Raw genomic sequence first — 21,327 nt, 5'->3', positions numbered from 1 at the left:
GAGAGATAGTATGTACTCACTTATTGAAGCTGCTTTATCTCGCACACGAACGATGCTTACCTTGTTAGTCATGATTCTCATCGCTGGTATCGTTACGTATATCACTATCCCAAAAGAATCTAGCCCAGATATTACTATTCCGATTATTTATGTTTCCGTCACTCACCAAGGTATATCACCAGAAGATGCTGAAAGGCTGTTAGTTCGTCCCATTGAGCAAGAGTTGCGCTCGGTTGAAGGCGTAAAAGAGATGACAGCCAGCGCTGCTGAAGGGCACGCGTCGATTACGTTAGAATTTAGCGTTGGCGTTGACCTTGCTGAGGCGATGTCAGATGTGAAAGATGCAGTCGATCTAGCGAAACCTAAATTGCCAGACGATACAGATGAGCCCACCGTAAACGAAATTACTTTAGCGTCCGCTGAACCCGTATTGTCTGTGGTGCTTTACGGAACCGTACCTGAGCGAACCATCGTTCAAATCGCTCGTAAGCTTCGAGATAAATTGGAAAGCTACCGACAGGTTCTCGAAGTAGATATTGCTGGGGATAGAGAAGATATTCTCGAAGTGTTGGTCGAGCCACTATTGATGGAAAGCTACGGATTAGATCAAGCTGATATCTTCAATTTAATCTCACTCAATAACAGAGTGGTACCAGCGGGGTATGTCGATACTGGCTATGGCCGTTTTTCCGTAAAAGTTCCTTCGGTATTTGACTCGCTCACTGATTTGCTTGATTTACCCGTTAAAATTGACGGCAAGCAAGTGGTCAAGTTTTCTGACGTTGCTTCTGTGCGCCGCTCTTTTCGCGATCCTGATAGCTATGCTCGAATGGATGGCAATTCAGCGATTGTCCTTGATGTGAAAAAGCGAGCAGGCGAGAACATTATTGAAACCGTCGATTTAGTGAAGCAGGTTCTCGCTGCAGCACAAACAAGACCAGATTGGCCAAGTAACTTGCAGGTGAAATACACTTGGGATCAGTCGAAAGAAGTGAAAACCATGCTCAATGATCTGCAAAATAATGTTTTGTCTGCCATTATTCTGGTTGTCATCGTTATCATTGCTATCTTAGGTGTTCGCACTGCCGTACTTGTGGGTATCTCTATTCCAGGCTCTTTTTTAACGGGCCTACTTGTCCTCTCTATATTTGGGCTAACTGTCAATATTGTCGTATTGTTTTCATTGATTATGGCTGTCGGTATGCTTGTTGATGGGGCCATAGTGGTGACAGAGTTCGCTGATCGGCGTATGCAAGAAGGCATAGACAGGAAGCAAGCTTATCTTGATGCAGCGAAGCGAATGGCTTGGCCGATCACCGCTTCAACGGCTACGACGTTAGCTGCCTTTGCGCCATTGATGTTTTGGCCAGATACTACCGGTGAGTTTATGAAATACTTGCCGATAACCCTAATCGCAACCTTGGCTGCTTCTTTGATGATGGCGTTGCTGTTTGTTCCTGTCCTCGGCAGTATCATCGGCCGGCCGCAAAATGTGACAGAAGCTAACCGAATTAAGATGGTGGCTCTGCACGAAGGCGACTTTTCTCAGGCTACAGGTATCACACGCGTATACTATCGAATACTCTCCATTGCAGTTGATCATCCGTGGAAAATATTACTGGCAGCAATTTTGCTCGCTATTGGAGTGGGAGTCACTTACGTAAAGGCTGGATTAGGCGCAGAGTTTTTCCCAGAAGTTGATCCTCCATTTTTCACAGTAAAAGTGCGTTCGCATGGAGATTTATCCATCAATGAGAAAGACAAAATCATGCGTGATATTGAGCAGGTCATGTTTCACCACAAAGAGTTTGAGAGTGTCTACACAAAAACAGGTGGTGATGATGGTATCGGGCAAATCCAAATTACGCCAGTTGATTGGCAATATCGCCGCAAAGTGCGAGAGATTATTGAAGAGCTAAAACAGACGACTGATACATTTGCTGGGGTTGAAATAGAATACAAGTTCCCAGATGCGGGTCCACCGGTTGAGAACGATTTGGAAATCGAACTGACTTCAACAGTACCTGAGAATTTAGATCGCGCGGCAAAGATGGTTAGACAATGGGCTGATGGGAATCCAGCATTTACTAACATTAGTGATACATCAAATAAAGGTGGGATAGATTGGCAAGTGGATATTCGCCGAGACAACGCCTCTAGATTTGCTGCTGATGCAACTTTAGTTGGCAATACGGTTCAGTTTGTGACTAATGGTTTACGGCTTGGCGACTATTTGCCTGATGATGCGAATGAAGAAGTGGATATTCTTGTGCGCTATCCAGAGCACAAACGGGATATTGGCCGATTTGATCAGCTACGAATTAAAACGCCTGCGGGTATGGTTCCTATAACTAACTTTGCTCAGATAGTTCCCAAGCCTAAGCAACAAACGATTAAACGTCGTGATGGGCAAAGAGTTCTTAAAATTGTTGCCGATATGAAAGACGGTTACAACTTAGCCCTAGAGCTGCCAAAAATTAAGCAGGCTTTGTCGAAGTTAGACTTGCCAACAGGTGTGGCATTTAATATTCGAGGCCAAAATGAAGAACAACAAAATTCGTCCGAGTTTTTACAAAAAGCGTTTCTTATTGCGTTGGCCGTAATGGGCCTAATCTTGATTACTCAGTTCAACAGCTTCTACCAAGCATTTTTGATTTTAAGTGCGGTAGTTTTTTCTACCGTTGGGGTATTTGCAGGGTTGCTCATTTTCCAAAAGCCATTTGGCGTTATCATGTCTGGAATAGGGGTCATCGCTCTGGCAGGTATTGTGGTCAATAACAATATCGTATTGATAGACACCTACAACCAGCTAATTAAGCGAGGACTAGCCAAGCGAGATGCAATTTTGCGAACAGGAGTGCAACGTTTACGGCCAGTATTGCTCACCACAATCACCACCATTTTAGGCTTGCTACCAATGGTGCTGGAGATGAATATCGATCTCATTAATCAAAAAGTCGAATTTGGCGCACCGAGCACTCAGTGGTGGTCGCAACTCGCGACGGCTGTTGCTGGTGGCTTGGCTTTTGCGACCTTGTTAACTCTTGTCTTAACGCCATGTTTATTGATGTTGGGAAGGGAGAAGAAGGTGGTTGAGCAGGAGTAGATCAACTTGATCTACTCTTAAAATAAGCGCGGTGAGTTTTTTATTATAGAAGCCTACTTAATAAGAAAGCTTAGCTTCACTGTAATCAGGTCCGTCTGGGAAAGGGGTTTCTGATATCTCTGCTTTTCCCTGATAAATAATCACATAGTTTGTTTGTAGGATGTCTGAGTATTTGACGAGATGGTTGGGATCTGCACCAGTTTTGGGTGTGCAGTCTTTAACACCGTCAAAGCAAAAATTTGAATAGATAACTGAGAGTGTGTCTTTATCAGTGGTCACATAAATTCCGCCTTGTGCACCGTTGAAATTACGGTAGTAATTTCGCATGGTTTGAATGATAGCTTCCGTTTCGTCGCCATCTAATGAAGTATCGAGGCGATAATATGTATCTATATCGTTGAATTTAAAGTCATTATCACGTCCAAACGATCTCCAGAAGGCGGTAATATGAGTTGGATTCGCGATTCCTGAACCGTAGGTTTCAGCGTTACCTTGACCATCATGGATGATTAACCGATCAGCAGATCGGCCTAGTTCAAGTTTTCTATTGATTATCCTTTGATCAAATGGGGAGTTTGGAAATGGAATTTTGGATGATTCCCCAATGCCATCAAACAGTTTTACGACATCAGTGCTATTGGTTGGAGAGCGCTCAACATAGCCATTTGGGTCTGCGTTTTCATTGGCAGTGCAGTCATCCCATCTTGGGTAGCAATTTTTGGTTAAATATACTCTTACTCTAGAGCTATCGACTATTACCTGCATAGTGCCGTCTTGGCGTTTAAAGTTTTTATAATATCGGTTCAGAGCTTCAATTTTTTTTGCTGCAAGCTGGCTGTCAATAGGCACTGAGATTTTATAGTAGCCAACTATTTCTCTATTTTCTGGATCTAGTTTGGCCCAAAACCCCTCTATATGTTTTGGCACACTAATACTAATGCCAGCACTGGCGCTTGGGTAGCCATTGATGGCTCCATAACCAAAACCAGCAGCTCCACCTCTGGTGTCCTCTAGCCACATATTGAGCACTCCATGTGGTCCAGTAGTGCTGCCTGAATTACCTATAGTCGCTACTGTTTTATGAAAAATATCTGCTTGTTTATCCGAGCTAGAACATCCAAAAGTCAAAAGCAAAGCAGTAGAAAAAGCGATGTATGATTTAAAGTTATGCATTATCAAATACCTGCCTTCTTAATTCTTCATTCGCCCCGTAGGTGGGCCGATTAACCATAAGCTCAAATACAGATTCATATCCAGGGCTAATAAGTGCTTCATGAGGACGATGGACGAGTAATTTTTTTTGAGGCTTGATTATTGGCGTCCAATGCTTTTCAGAGATTACTCCCAAAGCTTTTTTGTTTAACTCGATAGAAAAAAGAAATAACGTTTTATCATTGGAAAAATCAACAGATTGAAAATAAAACTTTTCTTGCCAGCGAACCCCACTCAATGCAGCTTGCTGTTTCATTCTTTCTTGTGATAAACCTGAAAGTGCGTTGCTGATAGGTTGTAAACGGTAGAAGTGCAGATTGTGCCCTTTACACTTTACTTGGCCATATTGTTCGTGTTGTTTTAAACATTCCTTATTCCAGTGATGCTCCATTTCGTTGCGGGTATGCTGCATAAATCGATCGGCTCTTAATTTTCCATTCGCTTTTTTGTGCTCTTTGCTTTGTATTTCTTCATATTCTTCTTTGTAAGAGGTGGTTCTTACTAGCTCTCGATTGTAGGTTTCCACAGTTGGTATTTTATATCTATCAGGAAGATCTTCTCGGTTGTATTGCTCTATTGAAGCATATCCACCACCAACGTCTGAGTGAGAGCCAGGAAAGACTTCTTCAAAAAAGTTTTGGGGTAACTGGCCGTTGATTTTGAGTGAAGTTAAAGGGAAGTTTTTTCGATATTCATGATGAGCGCAGAGGTGAACAACCGTTTTCGCACAGCCTTCTTTTAGCTCAAGCTGAAAATCCCCTTCATTATCATTTCCCGGCCAATAAAATGAGCCAACGGTATCAAATAGCCCCACAAATCGAATGCTGACTTTCCGCTTGGTATCAATTTCAAAACCAACTCTTGAATTAAATCGTTTAGAGGTATTAGTGCCGAGTAAGTTGGGTGTGATATCTAAACCATCGGGACCTTTTCTTATTTTGTCATAGTCTGGTAGTCCAACTAAAGCCGCGTTGACAAAATGTCTTGCTAATGCAGCTCCTCGACTAAAACCAAATACATCGAATTCTACTTTTGTAATGATGTCATAGTTTGTTTCTTCTCGTTTTGCTATAATATTCAGCTGTTTGATTAAAGATTGCCATTTATAAAACGCCCCAGTTTTCTCTAGCATATCTAGATCTGGTATCAATATGTCTTCCAAAGAGACGCCAAAGCCTTGTACTAGCTTTATTTCGTCTTCTCCGTCGTCAATGGTTTTCGGATTAAGATAAGCACCATCTACAGTACCAACGCCAGATACGTAAATTCTGTCGCTTTTCCCAGCCTCCACAGGATATGCCTCAAACAACCTCGCAATATTAGAGCGCGATTTATTCCCTCGCTTTTCCTTATATTCATCATTACGGTTATTATGCCCAGTTCCATCGAAGAACACGCCGATACGTAAGATCTTTTCCGATGGATCATCAAAGGTGATCTTTTTGTATTGCTTGGCGGTATAAACGATTTGTTGAGTAGAACCAGCCGGTGTGGCAAAACCAGCAGAGAAGGGAGCTGTGACATGCACTGTGGGATCAGCTTGTTTGATTGAGTCAATTTTTTGCTCGATGTCATCACTGGCTTGTTTGATCCAATCGGGAAGTTGAATTTTTAAATCTTTCAGCTGATTAACGATTTGCTGGTATCTGTCTTCTAAGACTTTGTATTTCATGGCGCAAGCGCGAGATTGTAGATCTGCTAGCCTTGTTTGTAATTGTTCAAGCAGTGTATCAAGGTGGCGCGTGACTTTTAAACGCTCAGTTTGCCAATCAAATTGTTCGGTGTAATCGACGGGGTTGCCATAGCCTTTATCTCGCAAAACGGCCATCAAGGTGTTGTAAGATTCTTCGCTATCGACTTCGGTATATATAGCTAAAATTAGTCCTTCTGGACTAACCAACGAGGCAAGCTGGTGCATCAATCCCATGGTTAAATGTAAGCGCTTTTCTTCTGTGGTTTCACTTTTCTCTTGTTGTATGTCGAATAAGGCCAATAGTCGGTTGGTTAGTGTTTCGCAGTCTTGCTTACTCACTCGCAAAGGAAGCATTGACTGCCATTCAAGGGCAAGCATATGAATAAATTGTTCATCTTTACTCGCGGGTAAAGTAAATTGCCCCCAGCTATTGTGAGGTTCTTTTATTCGACTAGGTTTCCAGAACAGTCGTTTAGACTTAGCGCATAGTTTAAAAAAGGCGTCGTTCTCAAGGGGGTCTTGATGAGGGTTTTGTTGTGGGGCTACGTTTACAGAATAGGATCGTGCATCCTCTTTAAATTCGATGATAGCTTGGCTGTCGGGTAGCTGACGGACTTTGACATAACCTTGCGCGTCGAGTACGCCTGATGCGAGCCACTCACCACGATTTGATTTCATTTCAAAAGGAGCGCTGACCAGTGGCTCTCCATCAGGGTAGCGGCAACGGATTTCTAGAGTAAACAGCTCTTCCGGTGGAAGTTCAATGTCAATGGATGGATTCTGTACTCCGCCCATACACATGGTATTGCCTTTGTTCATCTTCATTTGATCAGATAAACGACACACACCTTGTCCTTCAATGCGGACGGTAGGCGACCAACTAATAAACTCGGCCTTTGCTTTTATGGTATCGGAGTCAACGCCTTTAGAATCTCCGTCTTCATCGCCTTTACTTTTGGCAAACTTACAGCCATCAATAGCGATGCTATTGCCACCGTCAGCGAAGACGGTAGCGCTGCCATCAGCTAAGTGTTTTGATTTTGCGACGTTATCGTAAGGGAGTGGCACGACAACTGGACCGATGGTTGTCCAACACACATCGGGTTGAGTGGATTTTGCGACACCTTCAGAATCTTGGTGGACGACACTCAATCCATTCGCATTGATCGTAACTGGCATGTCCGTTTGCTCTTGGCCAAAATGAGTCGAAGCAAATATGGTACTTCGTATTGCAAAGAGCTTTTGGCTCAAATTATAGTCAAATTGACTGTTAATTTGGATTTGGGAGCAGTTACGAAGGTTTGCCTAAAATCACTGCTACTTTTGTCATTAAGTAGCAATGATATTGGCGGTCAATTGCTTGAAAATAGCAAGTTACTGTATTGGTCAAGCTTGGCAATGCGTTCTTTCGCGCTGGCAACAAACGTTGCTTTTGCTTTACCAGTTAGAGATTTAGACTGCGGCAGCTTTACTGTTCGGGCGTTTTTGTGCACGCCATGAACCAAGAACTCATAGTGCAGGTGAGCACCTGTTACACGTCCTGTTGCGCCTAGAGTACCGATGACTTGCCCTTGTTTTACTCGTTGGCCAGTTTTTACTTTACGGCTTTTTAGGTGTAGGTATTTGGTCACATAGGTATTGCTATGTTTGATAAACACGTAATTGCCATTGTATTGACCGTAACTGGATTTAGTGACAACACCATCACCAGCTGCCCAGATAGGTGTACCGACAGGCGCCACGTAATCGGTGCCATTATGTGGCCGAACTCGCCCAGTCACAGGGTGAAGCCTTCGTGGGTTGAAGTTTGAACTTACACGGCGAAAATCGAGCGGTGAACGTAAGAAGTCTTTACGCATCGCACGGCCATTCTCATCATAATAATGGCCAGTTACATCATCTAATATTGCGGTAAAGGTATCGCCTTGGTTGGTGAATACGGCGGCGATTATCTTACCTCGGCCAATCACTTCGCCTTCCACCACTTTTTCTTCATACAGTATTTTAAAGGCATCATCTTTGCGAATATCGAGTGCGAAGTCGATATCCCATCCAAAAATACCCGCCAGCTCCATGATTTGGTTTGGGGTTAGCCCCGCTCCGACAGCAGCATTCCAGAAGTTAGAATCAATCGAAGCCTCAGCGTAGTTATATTGGTAGTGCACTTCTTTTTTATCAAGCTCGGAGACAAAGCCATTTGGCGTTCGTGAAATTCGGAATGTTTCGTACGGGGTAAGTTCACGCTTCAGTTGTACCAGCTCATTTTTATCATCAAAGCCAAACTCCAGCACATCCCCCGGCATTAGCTTTGTAAGCTGATTTTTTATGTGCTTGCTTGCCGAAGTGAGATCGTACAAGAGACGAGCGGATAAGCCGATTCGTTGAAATAGGCGTGAGGCACTTTCGCCAGAAGAAACGGTATATTTCTCCCAGCGAATAAGATTAAGCGATGGGGAGGTCAAGTTAGAGCCAAGATCGCTGGTATCAATATCTATTGGGTAATTTTTGCCCACTTTATAGCGATTGTTCTCTTGCTTAAGCTTTTTTGTATCGGGAAAGAAAAACAGCGCGATAACTATGATAGCGCTAAAGAATGCAATAAGTGCTCGGTGCATCCATGGTAAACGAGCGAAAATTGACAACATCGGGTCTTCGTTTTGGTCATCATAAATAAATAAGTCCTATTGTTTAGTCTAACTTGTTTCAAAAAGCATCGCTATTCAAGTAAGATGTGCACCATCAAAATTTTGCCAAATCTGTGGGAGTGAACAAGAATGGCGAGCATTGAACATGCACTAGCCGAGATAAAGCGCGGCGTTGAAGAGCTAATTCCAGAAGAAGAGCTTATTGAGAAGCTAAAAGAAGGGCGTCCATTACGCATTAAGTTGGGTGCTGATCCAACTGCGCCAGACATTCATCTTGGGCATACGGTGATCTTTAACAAGCTTCGTGCATTTCAAGAACTAGGCCATGATGTGACTTTCCTTATTGGTGACTTCACCGGTATGGTTGGCGATCCGACAGGTAAGAACTCAACTCGTCCTCCGCTGACACGTGAAGATGTTCTACGTAACGCTGAAACGTATAAAGAGCAAGTATTCAAAATTCTAGATCCTGCAAAAACTAAGATTCAGTTTAACTCTGAGTGGTTATCTGAGCTTGGTGCAGAAGGCATGATTCGTCTGGCGGCCAATCAAACGGTTGCTCGCATGCTTGAACGTGATGATTTCAAAAAGCGTTATGCGGGTGGCCAGCCAATTGCTATTCACGAATTTATGTATCCACTTCTACAAGGCTACGATTCAGTGGCAATGGAAACAGACGTAGAGCTTGGCGGTACGGACCAAAAATTCAACCTGCTGATGGGGCGTGAGCTGCAAAAAGCGAACGGTCAGAAACCACAAGTTGTGTTGATGATGCCACTTCTGGTTGGTTTAGACGGTGAGAAGAAAATGTCTAAGTCGGCAAATAACTACATTGGTATTAGCGAAGCGCCGGGTGAGATGTTCGGTAAGATCATGTCGATCTCTGATGATTTGATGTGGAGCTATTACGAGCTACTGTCATTCCGCCCATTAAGCGAAATTGCAGAATTTAAAGCAGCGGTTGCCGAAGGGAAGAACCCACGCGACATAAAGATCTTGCTAGCCAAAGAGATCATTGCTCGTTATCACTCTGACGCGGATGCCGATGCAGCCGAGCAAGAGTTCATCAACCGCTTCCAAAAAGGCGCGGTGCCAGATGTGATGCCTGAGTTTGAATTTGAAGTAGGCATGCCAATCAGCAACCTGCTTAAAGAGGCGTCACTTTGCTCGTCAACGTCTGATGCGATGCGTATGGTTAAGCAAGGCGCAGCAAAAGTGGAAGGCGAAAAAGTGACCGACGCGAAATCGGTACTTGAAGCCGGTACGTACGTGGTTCAAGTTGGTAAGCGTAAGTTTGCTCGCGTGACGCTAGTGTAATTCTAGATCTGCATTAAAAAAGCGCCGTTATGGCGCTTTTTTCGTGTCTGTCGATTCTATTTCAGATGTTTCTTTATCTGGGTAATGGGTTTTAAAACGTAAAATAAACCAAGTCTCAAGCGCGATTAAGCCTAGTATTGCCCACTGCCAGTGAGTGCCAAGAGCGACAAAGTAGAAAACCGCGCCCATCGATATCCAGATAAGGACCAACGATTGGACTTTTTCTTTTACCGTTAGACCGCTTTTGCTTTGCAAGCGGCGAGCGAGTGGGCCAAGACGTTTATGATTCAGTAACCATTGCTGAAATTTAGGAGAAGCACAACCAAAGCAGTACAGAGCCAACAAAATAAAAGGAACAGTAGGAAGCAGCGGCACAGTCACGCCGATCATTCCTAAGATCACGCTGGTCCAGCCAACACAAATATAGCCTTTGCGCTTGATATACTCTCTAGTGAACTTTTTTTGTTTTGATTTAGCCTTGCAAGAAATCATCGCCAACCTCCTTTTGTATTAAAAGTATGGCGTTGGTCAAAGTTGAAAAGCAAATAAATCTTGTTACTGAGGGTAAGATAACGGTTCTCAGTCACTATTTTTGTTACCGTATGTTGGCTGTCAGGGGGACAGCAGTTATGGAGAACTTTATGATCAATGCCGACCATCCTCCCAGTTTGGGAGTGAAAACGGTATTGGGTAAGGAATAATCTGCGTCGGTAAGTGCCTACAGCTCCTACCATTTCGCGGTAGAGAGCAAACCTCTCATCTATTTACCTAGTACCTAGGGCGTGTTGAACTCAAAAGGTCAACACGCGCTAAGCAGCGATTGCCACGATAAGGCTTTAAGGACATGAAGCTTTGTTTTGCGTGTAAGTGCGTTGTAATTGGTGGTCATACCTAATCGGGTTTTAAAAGACCTTGTGGGGGATTTGTTATGACGGTAATGAATAATATATTAAATGAACAGCAGTCCCGCTATTCTAAAGCGGAGATTGATGCGGCGCGAAATGCGTTTTTTCGCTATGAGCGCGATAAACAAGTGCACTTATTAACAGTCATGCCGATGGATGAGGCAATTGCAATTTTGCAAACCAGCCCAATAAGTTTCGTGAATTCGTTGTTAGATGAGCTTAAACAGCAAGGGCATCAACATCATGCTCGGTATTTTATCAATCAACTTGGTTTGCATAAAAAAAGTAATTCATTCGAATGGCTTATCACTCCAATTGGTCTAGCCAGCATGGCTTTAGTTGGAGTGATATCTGGCGTCTCAGCTTATTTAGCTTGGTGATATTTAGGTTTTTATAGCCGCTCAGTCCAGTCTTAACCTAGCTTAAGGATGGACTGAGCGGCTTAGTTTTATCACTTCTTGATAGAAAGCTTTCTCGAATTGGGTAATGGGTGGAACGGTCTTCTTCGCCTTTTTATCTTTTTTTACAAAATAATCGGCTACGTATTGAACGAATAATGTACTGGGTTTACCTTGTTTATCTAACCCAAAGCCCGCCATATTGTAGGTGCCATAGACGCTGCCACTTTTAGCGATAATATTGCCCTTGATCGGTGCCTTGCGCATGCTGCGGCGATATTGCAATGTGCCCGACTTGCCAGACACCGGCATAATGTCAATCAAGCCTAATTCTTTATCGTTCTTCCAGATATAACGGAGAATGGCGCTCATATTGGCGCGGGTGATTCTATCGTTGCGAGAAAGCCCAGAACCATCGACAATTCTGTCATGCTCTAAATCAATGCCTGTTTTATCGAGAACAATCTTTTTGATGGCTGCTGTGCCGTTATTAAAACTACCTGGTTGTTTGTAATATTTCGCACCAATGGCTTTAGTGATGGTGTCGGCAATCAGGTTGTCGGACTCTTTTAGCATTGTCTCAAGTAGCTCAGGCAACGGTTTGGATTGGTGTGAAGCGATCAGTTCACCGCGTTTAATAGCTGGCTTGCCTACTTTGATTTGCCCTTCAAGGCGAATGCCTTGCTTTTTAAGCAAGGTATAAATCATTCGGGTAACGTAAAGCTCTGGCTGCTGCACAGCAAATTTGAGTGGTATCGGGTTTCGACGTTTTACCACGCAACCTTTAAGTGTGTAGTGGTTGTTCGATGAGGTAAGAAGCTCCAACGCGCAGTGAGTTTCTTCTTGCTCATCTCTGCTCACGGCAATCACTTTATTGGCGACGTGAATCGGAAGATGCTCCGGCACGTAAACATGGGTCTTGTCGCTATATGGAGATGGGTTAGGTGTGGAAATTGAAGCCTGCACGCAATTCTCGTCCAAGTTGATTGCACCTGGTGGCGCGCTATAGCAAACCCCTAAAATATCCCAAGGCCAGCCAATAGCGCGCTCGTAGCCATTAAATGCGCTGCCATTTAGCCAAATATCACCCTTGATGGTTTGAATGCCATCTTCTGCCACCTTTTTAATCATGTCTTTGAGATCGTTGGTGGTTAAGGTCGGGTCGCCTGAGAAGTTAAACACCAAATCGTTGCCGGACTTTATTAGCGAGGTATGAAAGCGAAAGCTATTGCCAAGTTCTAATTTCGCCGCCAAAGCGGTGATCAGTTTTAAGGTGCTAGCGGGTGGGAAAAAGTCTTCATTGCTACCCGATTGCATCAGCACTTTGCCAGTTTTTAAATCTTGCACCACTAACGTGCTGCGTGCGCCTTGAGGAAGGGTTTCGCTCGGTAAGTAAGCAAAGCTATTTGTGCTAATAAGCAAAACAAAAAACAATACTGAAGTAGAGAAAAAAAAGCGAAGCTGTAATAAATTCAAGGCCATAGCAAAGTCCATTTCAAGCGCTAAGACTTTGAGTATAACCTTAATTCTAATTAATGATTGTCAAAATTCGCCATAAAAAAACGCCCGCAAAAGCAGGCGTTAGTATACGATTTAGACATTGAGTCCAAATTAGAAGTCGTAGCGCATACCTACGACAGCTTGGTCGCCCGCTTGAGCTTTACTTACTGTTGTTGCTCCAACAGTATCACCAGCTGTTAGTAGGTTGAATTGGTAACCTACGTAAGAGCGGAAGTTTGAAGTGAAGTAGTAAGTTGCATCAACTGCAGCTAGATCAGTAGTTGTGTCATTACCAGTCTTCGCACGGTTGTACGTAGTAGTGAACACAGTCTTACCTATTGTATAAGATGCTGCTGCTTCGTAGCCTTTATATTTTTGGTCGCCAGTGAAGCCGTAAGGGTTGTTATCAGAACCAACAGCACCAGTGAACGCAGCAGTTTTATCGTAGTCGAACGTACCGTGAGTGTATAGGCCGCCGAAATAGAAGCTACCGTCGTCCTGAGTTGCAATAGTGTAACCAGCACCTGCCATCCACTCGTTAGAGCTGTTTTGGTTTGCGTAACCTGCTGCTACTTTAGCACCAGTATCTCCGATTGCGTATAGAGCAGAACCAGAGTAACCATTTTCTTGGTTGCCTGTGATAGCGCCACCATTATCAGTGCCTTGATCAGCGAAACGGTAGTTAGCTTTAACTGTAAGGTTACCCGTAGAACCTTGGTATGTAACAGTGTTATCTGGGCGGTCACCAACGTTTAGTTTAGTTGATGCGTTGTCACCGAAGTATGCCATGATATCAGTCATATCGGTAACATTGTCTAACGTGCCGTCTTGCTTACCGTAAGTCACCTGACCGAAAGTACCACCAAGTCCAGCATACGCATAACGAGTCGTCATTGAAGAGTTCGTAGAGCTGTTGTCTGTTACGCCTTGGTCATTAGTAGTGAACTGACCTTGCCAGTAGCCAACACCGTATAGGTTATCGTTGATTTGAGAGATGCCACCTAAGCCGATACGTACACGTGAAGCATCTTGTACTTTACCGCTTTGCTCAAGAGCAATCGCTTCAACACGGCCGTTCATGATAACTTTGTTGTTACCAGCGCTGTATAGAGTAGTACCAGTCACGTTACCGTCGTTGCCTTCTGCATTGTAGTTAGCAGTAGTTGCAGCGTTTGCACCAAATGCTAGTGTTGCAGCAGATACCGCAAGAGCAATCAGAGTCTTTTTCATCTTATTAAATCCTAATTTACTGTCCATAAATAGATAGTTAGTTATTTATATATGAGCACTATCGATTCAAGCTGATATATCAACTGGAGTTTCAATTGAGTCTCTACTGGAGCTCCAATCGAGTTCGATGTTCTCTTGGTATTGCTCCAAATCAGCTAGCATCGCAGGAAAATTCCCACTCAGCATCAAAGCGAATTCGTGCAATGACTGCGGATGTTTTACCGTTAAAGTTCCTTACTTGGTTAGTAAAATGATATAAATGCCTAAAGTGCGCTGATTTTACTTGCTGGTAAAAAAATATCAAAGTATTGATTTAAATAATCTTATTTTTCATTTTGTGATCAGTGTTAAACTTTTTTTTCTTTAGTTTTTTTTATTTTGAACAGTATTTTTTACAATTTAAAACAGCGTTTTTTAGATTGTTTGCTGGGTAATTTTCAAGAAGTCGTAACCACAAAACAACGTGTTAGAGTAAGGTTGTTAAAGGGATTTAAGCAAACGATTCCACCTTCGTATATAACGCACGTCAGCCGATAGCGTGGCGATAAGAGATTTGTCGGGATTTAAGATGATTTAGTATGAAAGTTTGTTTACACTAGAAGAAAATAAGATCAACTGAACGCTACCCAACCGAGCTGGTTGGGTAGGTTTTTTTTGTCCAAAGTTCGCTTTGGCGTAGAGGTATGAAATGGAAAAAGTTCCAATGACAGTACGCGGTGAACAATTACTGCGTGAAGAATTAGATAAATTACTCAAACAACGTCCACTGATTTCCGCTGCAATTGCAGAAGCTCGTGAGTTAGGCGATTTAAAAGAAAACGCTGAATACCACGCGGCAAGAGAAGAGCAGGGGATCTGCGAAGCGCAAATTCGCGATATCGAATACAAGCTATCTGTTGCACAAGTTATCGACGTTTCCAAAATGGATAACTCAGGTAAAGTCATTTTTGGCTCAACAGTTACCCTCATTGATGTGGATACTGATGAAGAAAAGACCTATCAAATCGTGGGTGATGATGAAGCGGACATCAAAGCATCGCGTATTTCGGTGAGCTCGCCTATTGCTCGTGGCCTGATCGGTAAGATGGAAGGTGACGAAGTGGTGATTTCTACACCGGGCGGTGATAAAGATTTCGAAATTGACAAGGTTGAGTACGTTTAATCGTACGATTAAATTATTGTAGTCATATTTTGTTACTAAATGAAAAAGGTCGCTTTCGCGACCTTTTTCTTCATCATGAGCTGAGCATTATTTGCGCGGTAGCTCAATTTTCTTTTGCTCAGATTGACGGTACAACACCAACACTTTACCGATGGTTTGTACTTTTTCAGCGTTGGTTTCGCGAACGATAGCGTCGATAATCAACTGTTTTGTCTCACGATCTTCTGAGGCAACTTTTATCTTGATCAGTTCGTGGTGATCAAGCGCGATTTCGATTTCTGCTAGTACCGCTTCTGTCAGACCGTTAGCGCCCATCAGTACAACTGGTTTTAAGTTGTGCGCTAGGCCTTTTAGGTGCTGCTTTTGTTTGGTGCTTAAATTCATTTTGCGGCCAATTAATTTTTACTATTAGGGTTGAAAAGCGCTATTTTAACGCCATCTATCAACGAAGACTATATTTTCATTTGGACAGAGGCATTAAAACCGAATGAGTAAGCAAAAACATTCTGCAAGTTCAGGCCGTTGGCTGAAAGAACATTTTGACGATAAATACGTCAATGAGGCGAAAAAGAAAGGTTATCGTTCTCGTGCGATATTTAAAATCGAAGAAATTCAGAATAAAGACAAGTTGCTCAAGCCGGGGATGACAGTCGTTGACTTAGGCGCTGCGCCAGGTGGTTGGTCTCAATATGCGGCCAATATAGTTGGTAATGACGGGCAAGTGATTGCCTGCGATATTTTACCAATGGATTCCATCGCTGGGGTTGCGTTTTTACAAGGTGACTTCCGCGAAGATTCTGTGCTTGAAGCATTATTAGAAAGAATTCAACCAGATATGGTTGATATTGTGATGTCGGACATGGCTCCGAACATGGCTGGTAATTTATCCGTCGATCAACCGCGCGCTATGTATTTGGTTGAGCTAGCATTAGATATGTGTCGACAAGTTCTCGCTCCTAATGGTAGTTTTGTTGTTAAGGTTTTCCAAGGAGAAGGCTTCGACCAATACGTGCAAGAAGTGCGCGATATGTTTAGAACGGTGAAGATCAGAAAGCCTGATTCTTCAAGGGCTCGCTCCCGAGAAGTGTACATTGTAGCGACTGGTTACAAAGGCTAACTGTTTTACCTCTAAATGTTAAATTTTATAGTATAGCTACAGCTTTGAAACTGTAGTACCCTACCTTTAATTACAATTAGTTATCGAGAGGCTGACACCTTGAGTGACATGGCAAAAAATTTAATTCTGTGGCTTGTTATTGCTGTAGTTTTGATGTCAGTGTTCCAAAGCTTTGGACCTGGCAGCAACGATGGAAAGACGGTTGACTACACCACGTTTGTACACGAAGTTGGCCAAGGCCAGATACAAGAAGCGACATTCAAAGGTGAGCAGATCTCATTCACGCGCAATGGTGTAAGTGGTAAATACACTACTTATATGCCTGTTTATGACGACAAAATCTTAGATGATTTGATTAAACAAAATGTGCAAGTGAAGGGCACGCCTCCTGAAGAGCAAAGCTTGCTCAGCACAATCTTTATTTCTTGGTTCCCAATGATTTTACTGATTGGTGTGTGGATTTTCTTCATGCGCCAAATGCAAGGCGGCGGCGGTAAAGGCGCGATGTCTTTCGGTAAGAGTAAAGCTCGCATGATGAGTGAAGAGCAAATCAAAACAACTTTTGCAGACGTCGCTGGTTGTGACGAAGCAAAAGAAGATGTGAAAGAGCTGGTTGACTATCTGCGTGACCCAAGTCGTTTCCAAAAGCTAGGCGGTAAAATTCCAACTGGTGTGTTGATGGTTGGTCCTCCTGGTACTGGTAAGACGCTTTTAGCTAAAGCGATTGCCGGTGAAGCGAAAGTACCGTTCTTTACCATCTCGGGTTCTGACTTCGTAGAAATGTTCGTTGGTGTCGGTGCATCACGTGTACGTGACATGTTCGAGCAAGCGAAAAAAGCTGCACCTTGTATCATCTTTATCGATGAAATTGATGCAGTCGGTCGTCAACGTGGTGCTGGTGTTGGTGGCGGTCACGATGAACGTGAACAAACACTCAACCAAATGTTGGTTGAAATGGATGGTTTCGAAGGTAACGAAGGTATCATTGTTATCGCAGCGACTAACCGTCCAGATGTTCTTGACCCAGCGTTACTACGTCCTGGTCGTTTCGACCGCCAAGTAGTCGTTGGTTTACCAGATGTACGTGGCCGTGAGCAAATTCTTAAAGTGCACATGCGCAAAGTGCCTCTAGCTGGCGATGTTGAACCATCTTTAATCGCACGTGGTACGCCGGGCTTCTCTGGTGCAGATCTTGCAAACTTGGTGAACGAAGCAGCGCTATTTGCAGCTCGTGGCAACAAACGCAATGTATCCATGGTTGAATTTGAACTGGCGAAAGACAAAATCATGATGGGTGCAGAGCGCCGATCAATGGTGATGTCGGAAGAAACGAAAGAATCAACAGCTTACCATGAAGCAGGACACGCAATTGTCGGCCGTTTGGTTCCTGAACACGATCCTGTGTACAAAGTATCGATTATTCCACGTGGTCGTGCGTTGGGAGTTACCATGTACTTACCAGAGCAAGACCGTGTAAGTATGTCTCGCCAGCACCTTGAGTCGATGATTTCTAGCCTTTATGGCGGCCGTTTAGCGGAAGAGATCATTTATGGTAAAGACAAAGTATCAACCGGTGCATCGAATGATATCGAACGTGCTACTGACATTGCACGTAAGATGGTGACCCAATGGGGTTTCTCAGAAAAGCTTGGCCCACTTCTTTATGCTGAAGAAGAAGGTGAAGTCTTCTTAGGCCGAAGTGTAACGCAAACTAAACACATGTCTGACGATACGGCGAAGCTTATCGATGACGAAGTTCGCACTATCATTGATCGCAACTACGACCGCGCTAAGCAAATCCTAGAAGACAATATGGATATCATGCACTCAATGAAAGATGCATTGATGAAATATGAAACTATCGATGCTGGCCAAATTGATGACTTGATGGACCGCAAAGATGACATCCGCGAGCCTGCTGGCTGGGGTGACCAAGCGAACAAATCAGACGACAATAAACCAGAAGAAAAAAAGCCAGTGACTGAAGAAAAACCTGTCGCTGAGTCTTCTGAAAAGCCAGTCGAAACATCTGAGGCAGCGCCAAGCGAGCCAACGGATAAAAAAGACGGCGAATAGTCTCTAGTCTAAATAAAAGCCCCGAGTTTTTCTCGGGGCTTTTTGTTCTTTGTTATTCGAAATTAAATGAGAATAAGTTGTTTAAAACTTAGATAAATTAGTATTTTTATGATTATCAAAAGTAAAAATAAACAGTTGGATTTAAGCACACCTCAAGTGATGGGAATATTAAATGTGACCCCAGATTCATTTTCTGACGGTGGTCTATTTAACAATATTGATAGAGCACTTGAGCAAGCTGAGCAAATGATTGAGGCTGGCGCAAGTATTATTGATATTGGTGGCGAGTCCACTCGTCCGGGTGCACCTGATGTCGAGCTAGATGAAGAGCTTGAGCGGGTTATTCCTATCATCCGAGCTTTACGACAAAAGTACGATGTATGGATTTCAATTGATACCAGCAAAGCCGAGGTGATGAAGCAAGCGGTTGAAGCCGGCGCCGATCTTATTAACGATGTTCGTGCCTTGCGTGAGCCGGGAGCTTTGCAAGTGGCTGCAGAGGCTGATGTACCTATTTGTTTAATGCATATGCAGGGCAAACCAAGAACTATGCAAGCAAATCCAACCTATGAAAATGTGGTTGATGAGATTAAGTCATTCTTGGATGAGCGTATTGCTGCTTGTGAATCAGTTGGTATTCGTCGTGATAAGTTGATTCTCGACCCGGGTTTTGGGTTTGGCAAAACCATCCCACACAATTACCACTTATTAGCGCATCTAGAGCAATTGCACAGTTTAGAGTTACCAATCTTGGCGGGTATGTCGCGTAAGTCTATGATCTTTAAGTTGCTAGAAAAGTCACCATCAGAAATCTTGGGCGCGAGTATTGCGTGCGCGACCATAGCGGCAATGAAAGGGGCACAGATTATTCGTGTCCATGACGTGCAAGAAACAATTGATGCGATGAAAATCGTTAATATCACTCATCAGAATTTATAAGGTTTGTCTGAGTGTAAAATAAAGACAGACTTGAACAAGATAGACATTAGAAGTTTAGATAGGAATGTCATATGTCGAATAAAAGACGTTATTTTGGCACCGACGGTGTACGTGGGAAAGTAGGCCAATATCCAATTACCCCCGATTTTGTTCTTAAGCTAGGTTGGGCCGCTGGTCGAGTCTTGGCTAAACAAGGTACCAAGAAAGTTATTATTGGTAAGGACACACGTATCTCGGGTTATATGCTTGAATCAGCCTTAGAAGCTGGCCTAGCCGCTGCGGGATTAAAAGCGACCTTCACTGGGCCAATGCCAACACCTGCGGTCGCTTATTTAACGCAAACATTTCGTGCTGAAGCAGGGATCGTGATTTCTGCGTCCCATAATCCTTATTATGACAACGGTATTAAGTTTTTTTCCTCGGAAGGCACAAAGCTGCCAGATGATATTGAGTTAGCCATCGAAGCTGAGCTGGACAAAGATATCGAATGTGTTGATTCCGCTCAGCTTGGTAAAGCAAGTCGCTTAACCGATGCTGCGGGTCGTTATATCGAGTTCTGTAAAAGCACGTTCCCACACAGGCTGAGCTTAGCTGGTCTAAAAATCGTCGTTGATTGCGCGCATGGTGCGACTTACCACATTGCTCCTAATGTATTTCGAGAACTTGGTGCAGACATCATTGCGATGGGTGTAGAGCCTGATGGCCTTAATATAAACGATAAAGTTGGTGCTACTGATGTTAAGGCGCTTCAGCAACGTGTTGTCGAAGAAAAAGCGGATCTTGGTTTAGCCTTTGATGGAGATGGTGATCGCTTGATCATGGTCGATGAGCTTGGCAACAAGGTTGATGGCGATCAGATAGCATTTATTATCGCTCGCGATCTACAAAGGCGTGGCCAGTTAGAAGGTGGGGTTGTAGGTACGCTTATGACCAACCTAGGCATGGAAAAAGGCTTAGAGAAGCTTGGTATTCCACTTATCCGTGCAGCGGTTGGTGATCGCTACGTGATGGAACAGCTATTAGAGAATGGCTGGAAAGTTGGTGCTGAGAACTCCGGGCATATTATTTTACTCGATAAAGTGACCACAGGTGATGCAATTGTTGCAGCGCTTCAAGTGCTAGCTTCGGTAGTTGATAGTGAGCAATCTCTAAATGAATTGTCACAAGGTATGACCTTATACCCTCAAGTACTAGAAAATGTGCGTTTTAGCGGTGACAGTAACCCACTTGAGGCGGACGCCGTGAAATCAGTAGTTGAACAAGTTGAAGCAGAACTTGGTGATAAAGGGCGGGTGCTACTTCGTAAATCTGGAACTGAACCACTACTTAGAGTGATGGTAGAAGGTGAAGACGATCAGTTGGTTCGCTCTTCGGCTCTAAAAATAGCGGAAGCTGTAAAGGCAAGTTGCTAATTTATTAGTTTATTTTTATTTAGTCTGTTGATGTTATTTTGTTTGAAAAGGGAGCAAAATTTATACTTTTGTCCCTTTTTTAGTCGCTTGGACAGCAAGAGACGACTTTTTTATAATTTTTACTTGTCAGCGTGACGGCGTTTCGCTAGTATTGCCCGGCCTTCAACAAAGGAGGTCGCTAGCTTTGCCTGTGAATAATGATTTTCGGCTCGCTGGCTCAACAATTTGGAACATAGGTGGAAAGCATGTTTACGATTCTACTTGTGATTTACCTGTTGGTCGCAGTCGGTGTAATTGGCCTAGTGTTGATTCAACAAGGTAAAGGCGCAGATATGGGAGCCTCGTTTGGCTCTGGAGCATCAAACACAGTATTTGGTGCAAGTGGTTCGGGCAATTTTTTAACTCGATCAACTGCCGTACTAGCTACAGCATTTTTTATTCTTAGCTTGGTTTTAGGGAATCTTTCAACTTCCCATAAAGCAGATTCGAAGTGGGTTGACCCAGCACAAGGTGTGGTTCAACAGCAGCAACAGCAAACCACAACGGCTCCGAAAGCCGCTGAGAAAACAACGAGTGAAGTTCCTGCTAAAAAAGACAGCGAAATTCCTCAATAAA

Annotated in this window: 17 protein-coding genes; 10 read left to right on the top strand and 7 right to left on the bottom strand. The window is 43.5% G+C overall.

Features of this window, described 5'->3' with window-relative positions; translation table 11 throughout:
• The first annotated feature begins 10 nt into the window (after nt 1–10).
• Nucleotides 11–3,106, top strand: a complete 3,096-nt coding sequence (locus ACM2FC_RS12885) for an efflux RND transporter permease subunit (RefSeq protein WP_498481333.1) — start codon at nt 11–13, stop codon at nt 3,104–3,106.
• Nucleotides 3,107–3,163: 57 nt separating this feature from the next.
• Here the strand turns inward: ACM2FC_RS12885 and ACM2FC_RS12880 are convergent, their stop codons facing one another.
• The 3 genes from ACM2FC_RS12880 to shyC all read right to left on the bottom strand — a co-directional run bounded on the left by ACM2FC_RS12880 (nt 3,164) and on the right by shyC (nt 8,656).
• Nucleotides 3,164–4,279 carry a hypothetical protein gene (locus tag ACM2FC_RS12880; RefSeq protein ID WP_498481332.1) on the bottom strand — a complete coding sequence of 372 codons (1,116 nt, stop codon included), beginning with the start codon at nt 4,277–4,279 and terminating at the stop codon, nt 3,164–3,166.
• Complete coding sequence (locus ACM2FC_RS12875) at nt 4,272–7,262, bottom strand: PAAR-like domain-containing protein (protein ID WP_498481331.1); 2,991 nt, start codon at nt 7,260–7,262, stop codon at nt 4,272–4,274. Before ACM2FC_RS12875 ends, ACM2FC_RS12880 begins: the two co-directional genes overlap by 8 nt.
• Nucleotides 7,263–7,363: 101 nt before the next feature.
• Complete coding sequence (gene shyC, locus ACM2FC_RS12870) at nt 7,364–8,656, bottom strand: peptidoglycan DD-endopeptidase ShyC (protein ID WP_498481330.1); 1,293 nt, start codon at nt 8,654–8,656, stop codon at nt 7,364–7,366.
• Between the two features lie 129 nt (nt 8,657–8,785).
• On the opposite strand from shyC, the gene tyrS reads away from it, so the two are divergent.
• Entirely contained in the window at nt 8,786–9,973 is a 1,188-nt protein-coding gene (gene tyrS / locus ACM2FC_RS12865; RefSeq protein WP_498481329.1) for a tyrosine--tRNA ligase, read from the top strand.
• Nucleotides 9,974–10,000: 27 nt separating this feature from the next.
• Here tyrS and ACM2FC_RS12860 read toward each other — a convergent pair whose 3' ends face one another.
• Nucleotides 10,001–10,465 carry a YbaN family protein gene (locus ACM2FC_RS12860; protein ID WP_498481328.1) on the bottom strand — a complete coding sequence of 155 codons (465 nt, stop codon included), beginning with the start codon at nt 10,463–10,465 and terminating at the stop codon, nt 10,001–10,003.
• A gap of 26 nt (nt 10,466–10,491) precedes the next feature.
• On the opposite strand from ACM2FC_RS12860, the gene ACM2FC_RS12855 reads away from it, so the two are divergent.
• Nucleotides 10,492–10,674, top strand: a complete 183-nt coding sequence (locus ACM2FC_RS12855) for a hypothetical protein (protein WP_498481327.1) — start codon at nt 10,492–10,494, stop codon at nt 10,672–10,674.
• Between the two features lie 227 nt (nt 10,675–10,901).
• Entirely contained in the window at nt 10,902–11,258 is a 357-nt protein-coding gene (locus tag ACM2FC_RS12850) for a hypothetical protein (RefSeq protein ID WP_498481326.1), read from the top strand.
• A gap of 42 nt (nt 11,259–11,300) precedes the next feature.
• On the opposite strand, the gene dacB is transcribed toward ACM2FC_RS12850, so the two are convergent.
• Both dacB and ACM2FC_RS12840 read right to left on the bottom strand, forming a co-directional pair.
• On the bottom strand, nt 11,301–12,758 hold the full coding sequence (dacB, locus tag ACM2FC_RS12845; RefSeq protein WP_498481325.1) for a serine-type D-Ala-D-Ala carboxypeptidase: 1,458 nt from the start codon (nt 12,756–12,758) through the stop codon (nt 11,301–11,303).
• A gap of 129 nt (nt 12,759–12,887) precedes the next feature.
• Nucleotides 12,888–14,006 (bottom strand): porin, encoded by a 1,119-nt coding sequence (locus ACM2FC_RS12840; RefSeq protein ID WP_498481324.1) that lies wholly within the window; start codon nt 14,004–14,006, stop codon nt 12,888–12,890.
• A gap of 688 nt (nt 14,007–14,694) precedes the next feature.
• Here ACM2FC_RS12840 and greA point away from each other — a divergent pair.
• On the top strand, nt 14,695–15,168 hold the full coding sequence (greA, locus tag ACM2FC_RS12835; protein ID WP_498481323.1) for a transcription elongation factor GreA: 474 nt from the start codon (nt 14,695–14,697) through the stop codon (nt 15,166–15,168).
• 87 nt (nt 15,169–15,255) lie between these two features.
• Here the strand turns inward: greA and yhbY are convergent, their stop codons facing one another.
• A complete protein-coding gene (gene yhbY, locus ACM2FC_RS12830; RefSeq protein ID WP_498481321.1) occupies nt 15,256–15,552 on the bottom strand; it encodes a ribosome assembly RNA-binding protein YhbY in 297 nt (98 codons plus the stop codon).
• Between the two features lie 103 nt (nt 15,553–15,655).
• On the opposite strand from yhbY, the gene rlmE reads away from it, so the two are divergent.
• From rlmE to secG, 5 genes are all read left to right on the top strand, one after another.
• Nucleotides 15,656–16,285, top strand: coding sequence for a 23S rRNA (uridine(2552)-2'-O)-methyltransferase RlmE (gene rlmE / locus ACM2FC_RS12825; protein WP_498481320.1), 630 nt, complete (start codon nt 15,656–15,658; stop codon nt 16,283–16,285).
• A 108-nt stretch (nt 16,286–16,393) separates the two neighbouring features.
• The gene (ftsH, locus tag ACM2FC_RS12820; RefSeq protein WP_498481319.1) at nt 16,394–18,361 is read left to right on the top strand and encodes an ATP-dependent zinc metalloprotease FtsH; all 1,968 of its coding nucleotides are present in this window, start codon (nt 16,394–16,396) and stop codon (nt 18,359–18,361) included.
• 108 nt (nt 18,362–18,469) lie between these two features.
• A complete protein-coding gene (gene folP / locus ACM2FC_RS12815) occupies nt 18,470–19,300 on the top strand; it encodes a dihydropteroate synthase (protein ID WP_498481318.1) in 831 nt (276 codons plus the stop codon).
• A gap of 71 nt (nt 19,301–19,371) precedes the next feature.
• Nucleotides 19,372–20,712 carry a phosphoglucosamine mutase gene (gene glmM / locus ACM2FC_RS12810; protein WP_498481317.1) on the top strand — a complete coding sequence of 447 codons (1,341 nt, stop codon included), beginning with the start codon at nt 19,372–19,374 and terminating at the stop codon, nt 20,710–20,712.
• Nucleotides 20,713–20,957: 245 nt separating this feature from the next.
• Nucleotides 20,958–21,326 carry a preprotein translocase subunit SecG gene (gene secG / locus ACM2FC_RS12805; RefSeq protein WP_498481316.1) on the top strand — a complete coding sequence of 123 codons (369 nt, stop codon included), beginning with the start codon at nt 20,958–20,960 and terminating at the stop codon, nt 21,324–21,326.
• The last annotated feature ends 1 nt before the right edge of the window (nt 21,327 follow it).

The organism is Vibrio sp. A37 (assembly GCF_059777565.1).
Note: the sequence above shows the minus strand (reverse complement) of the source record. Positions and strands in the feature narration are given on the sequence as shown.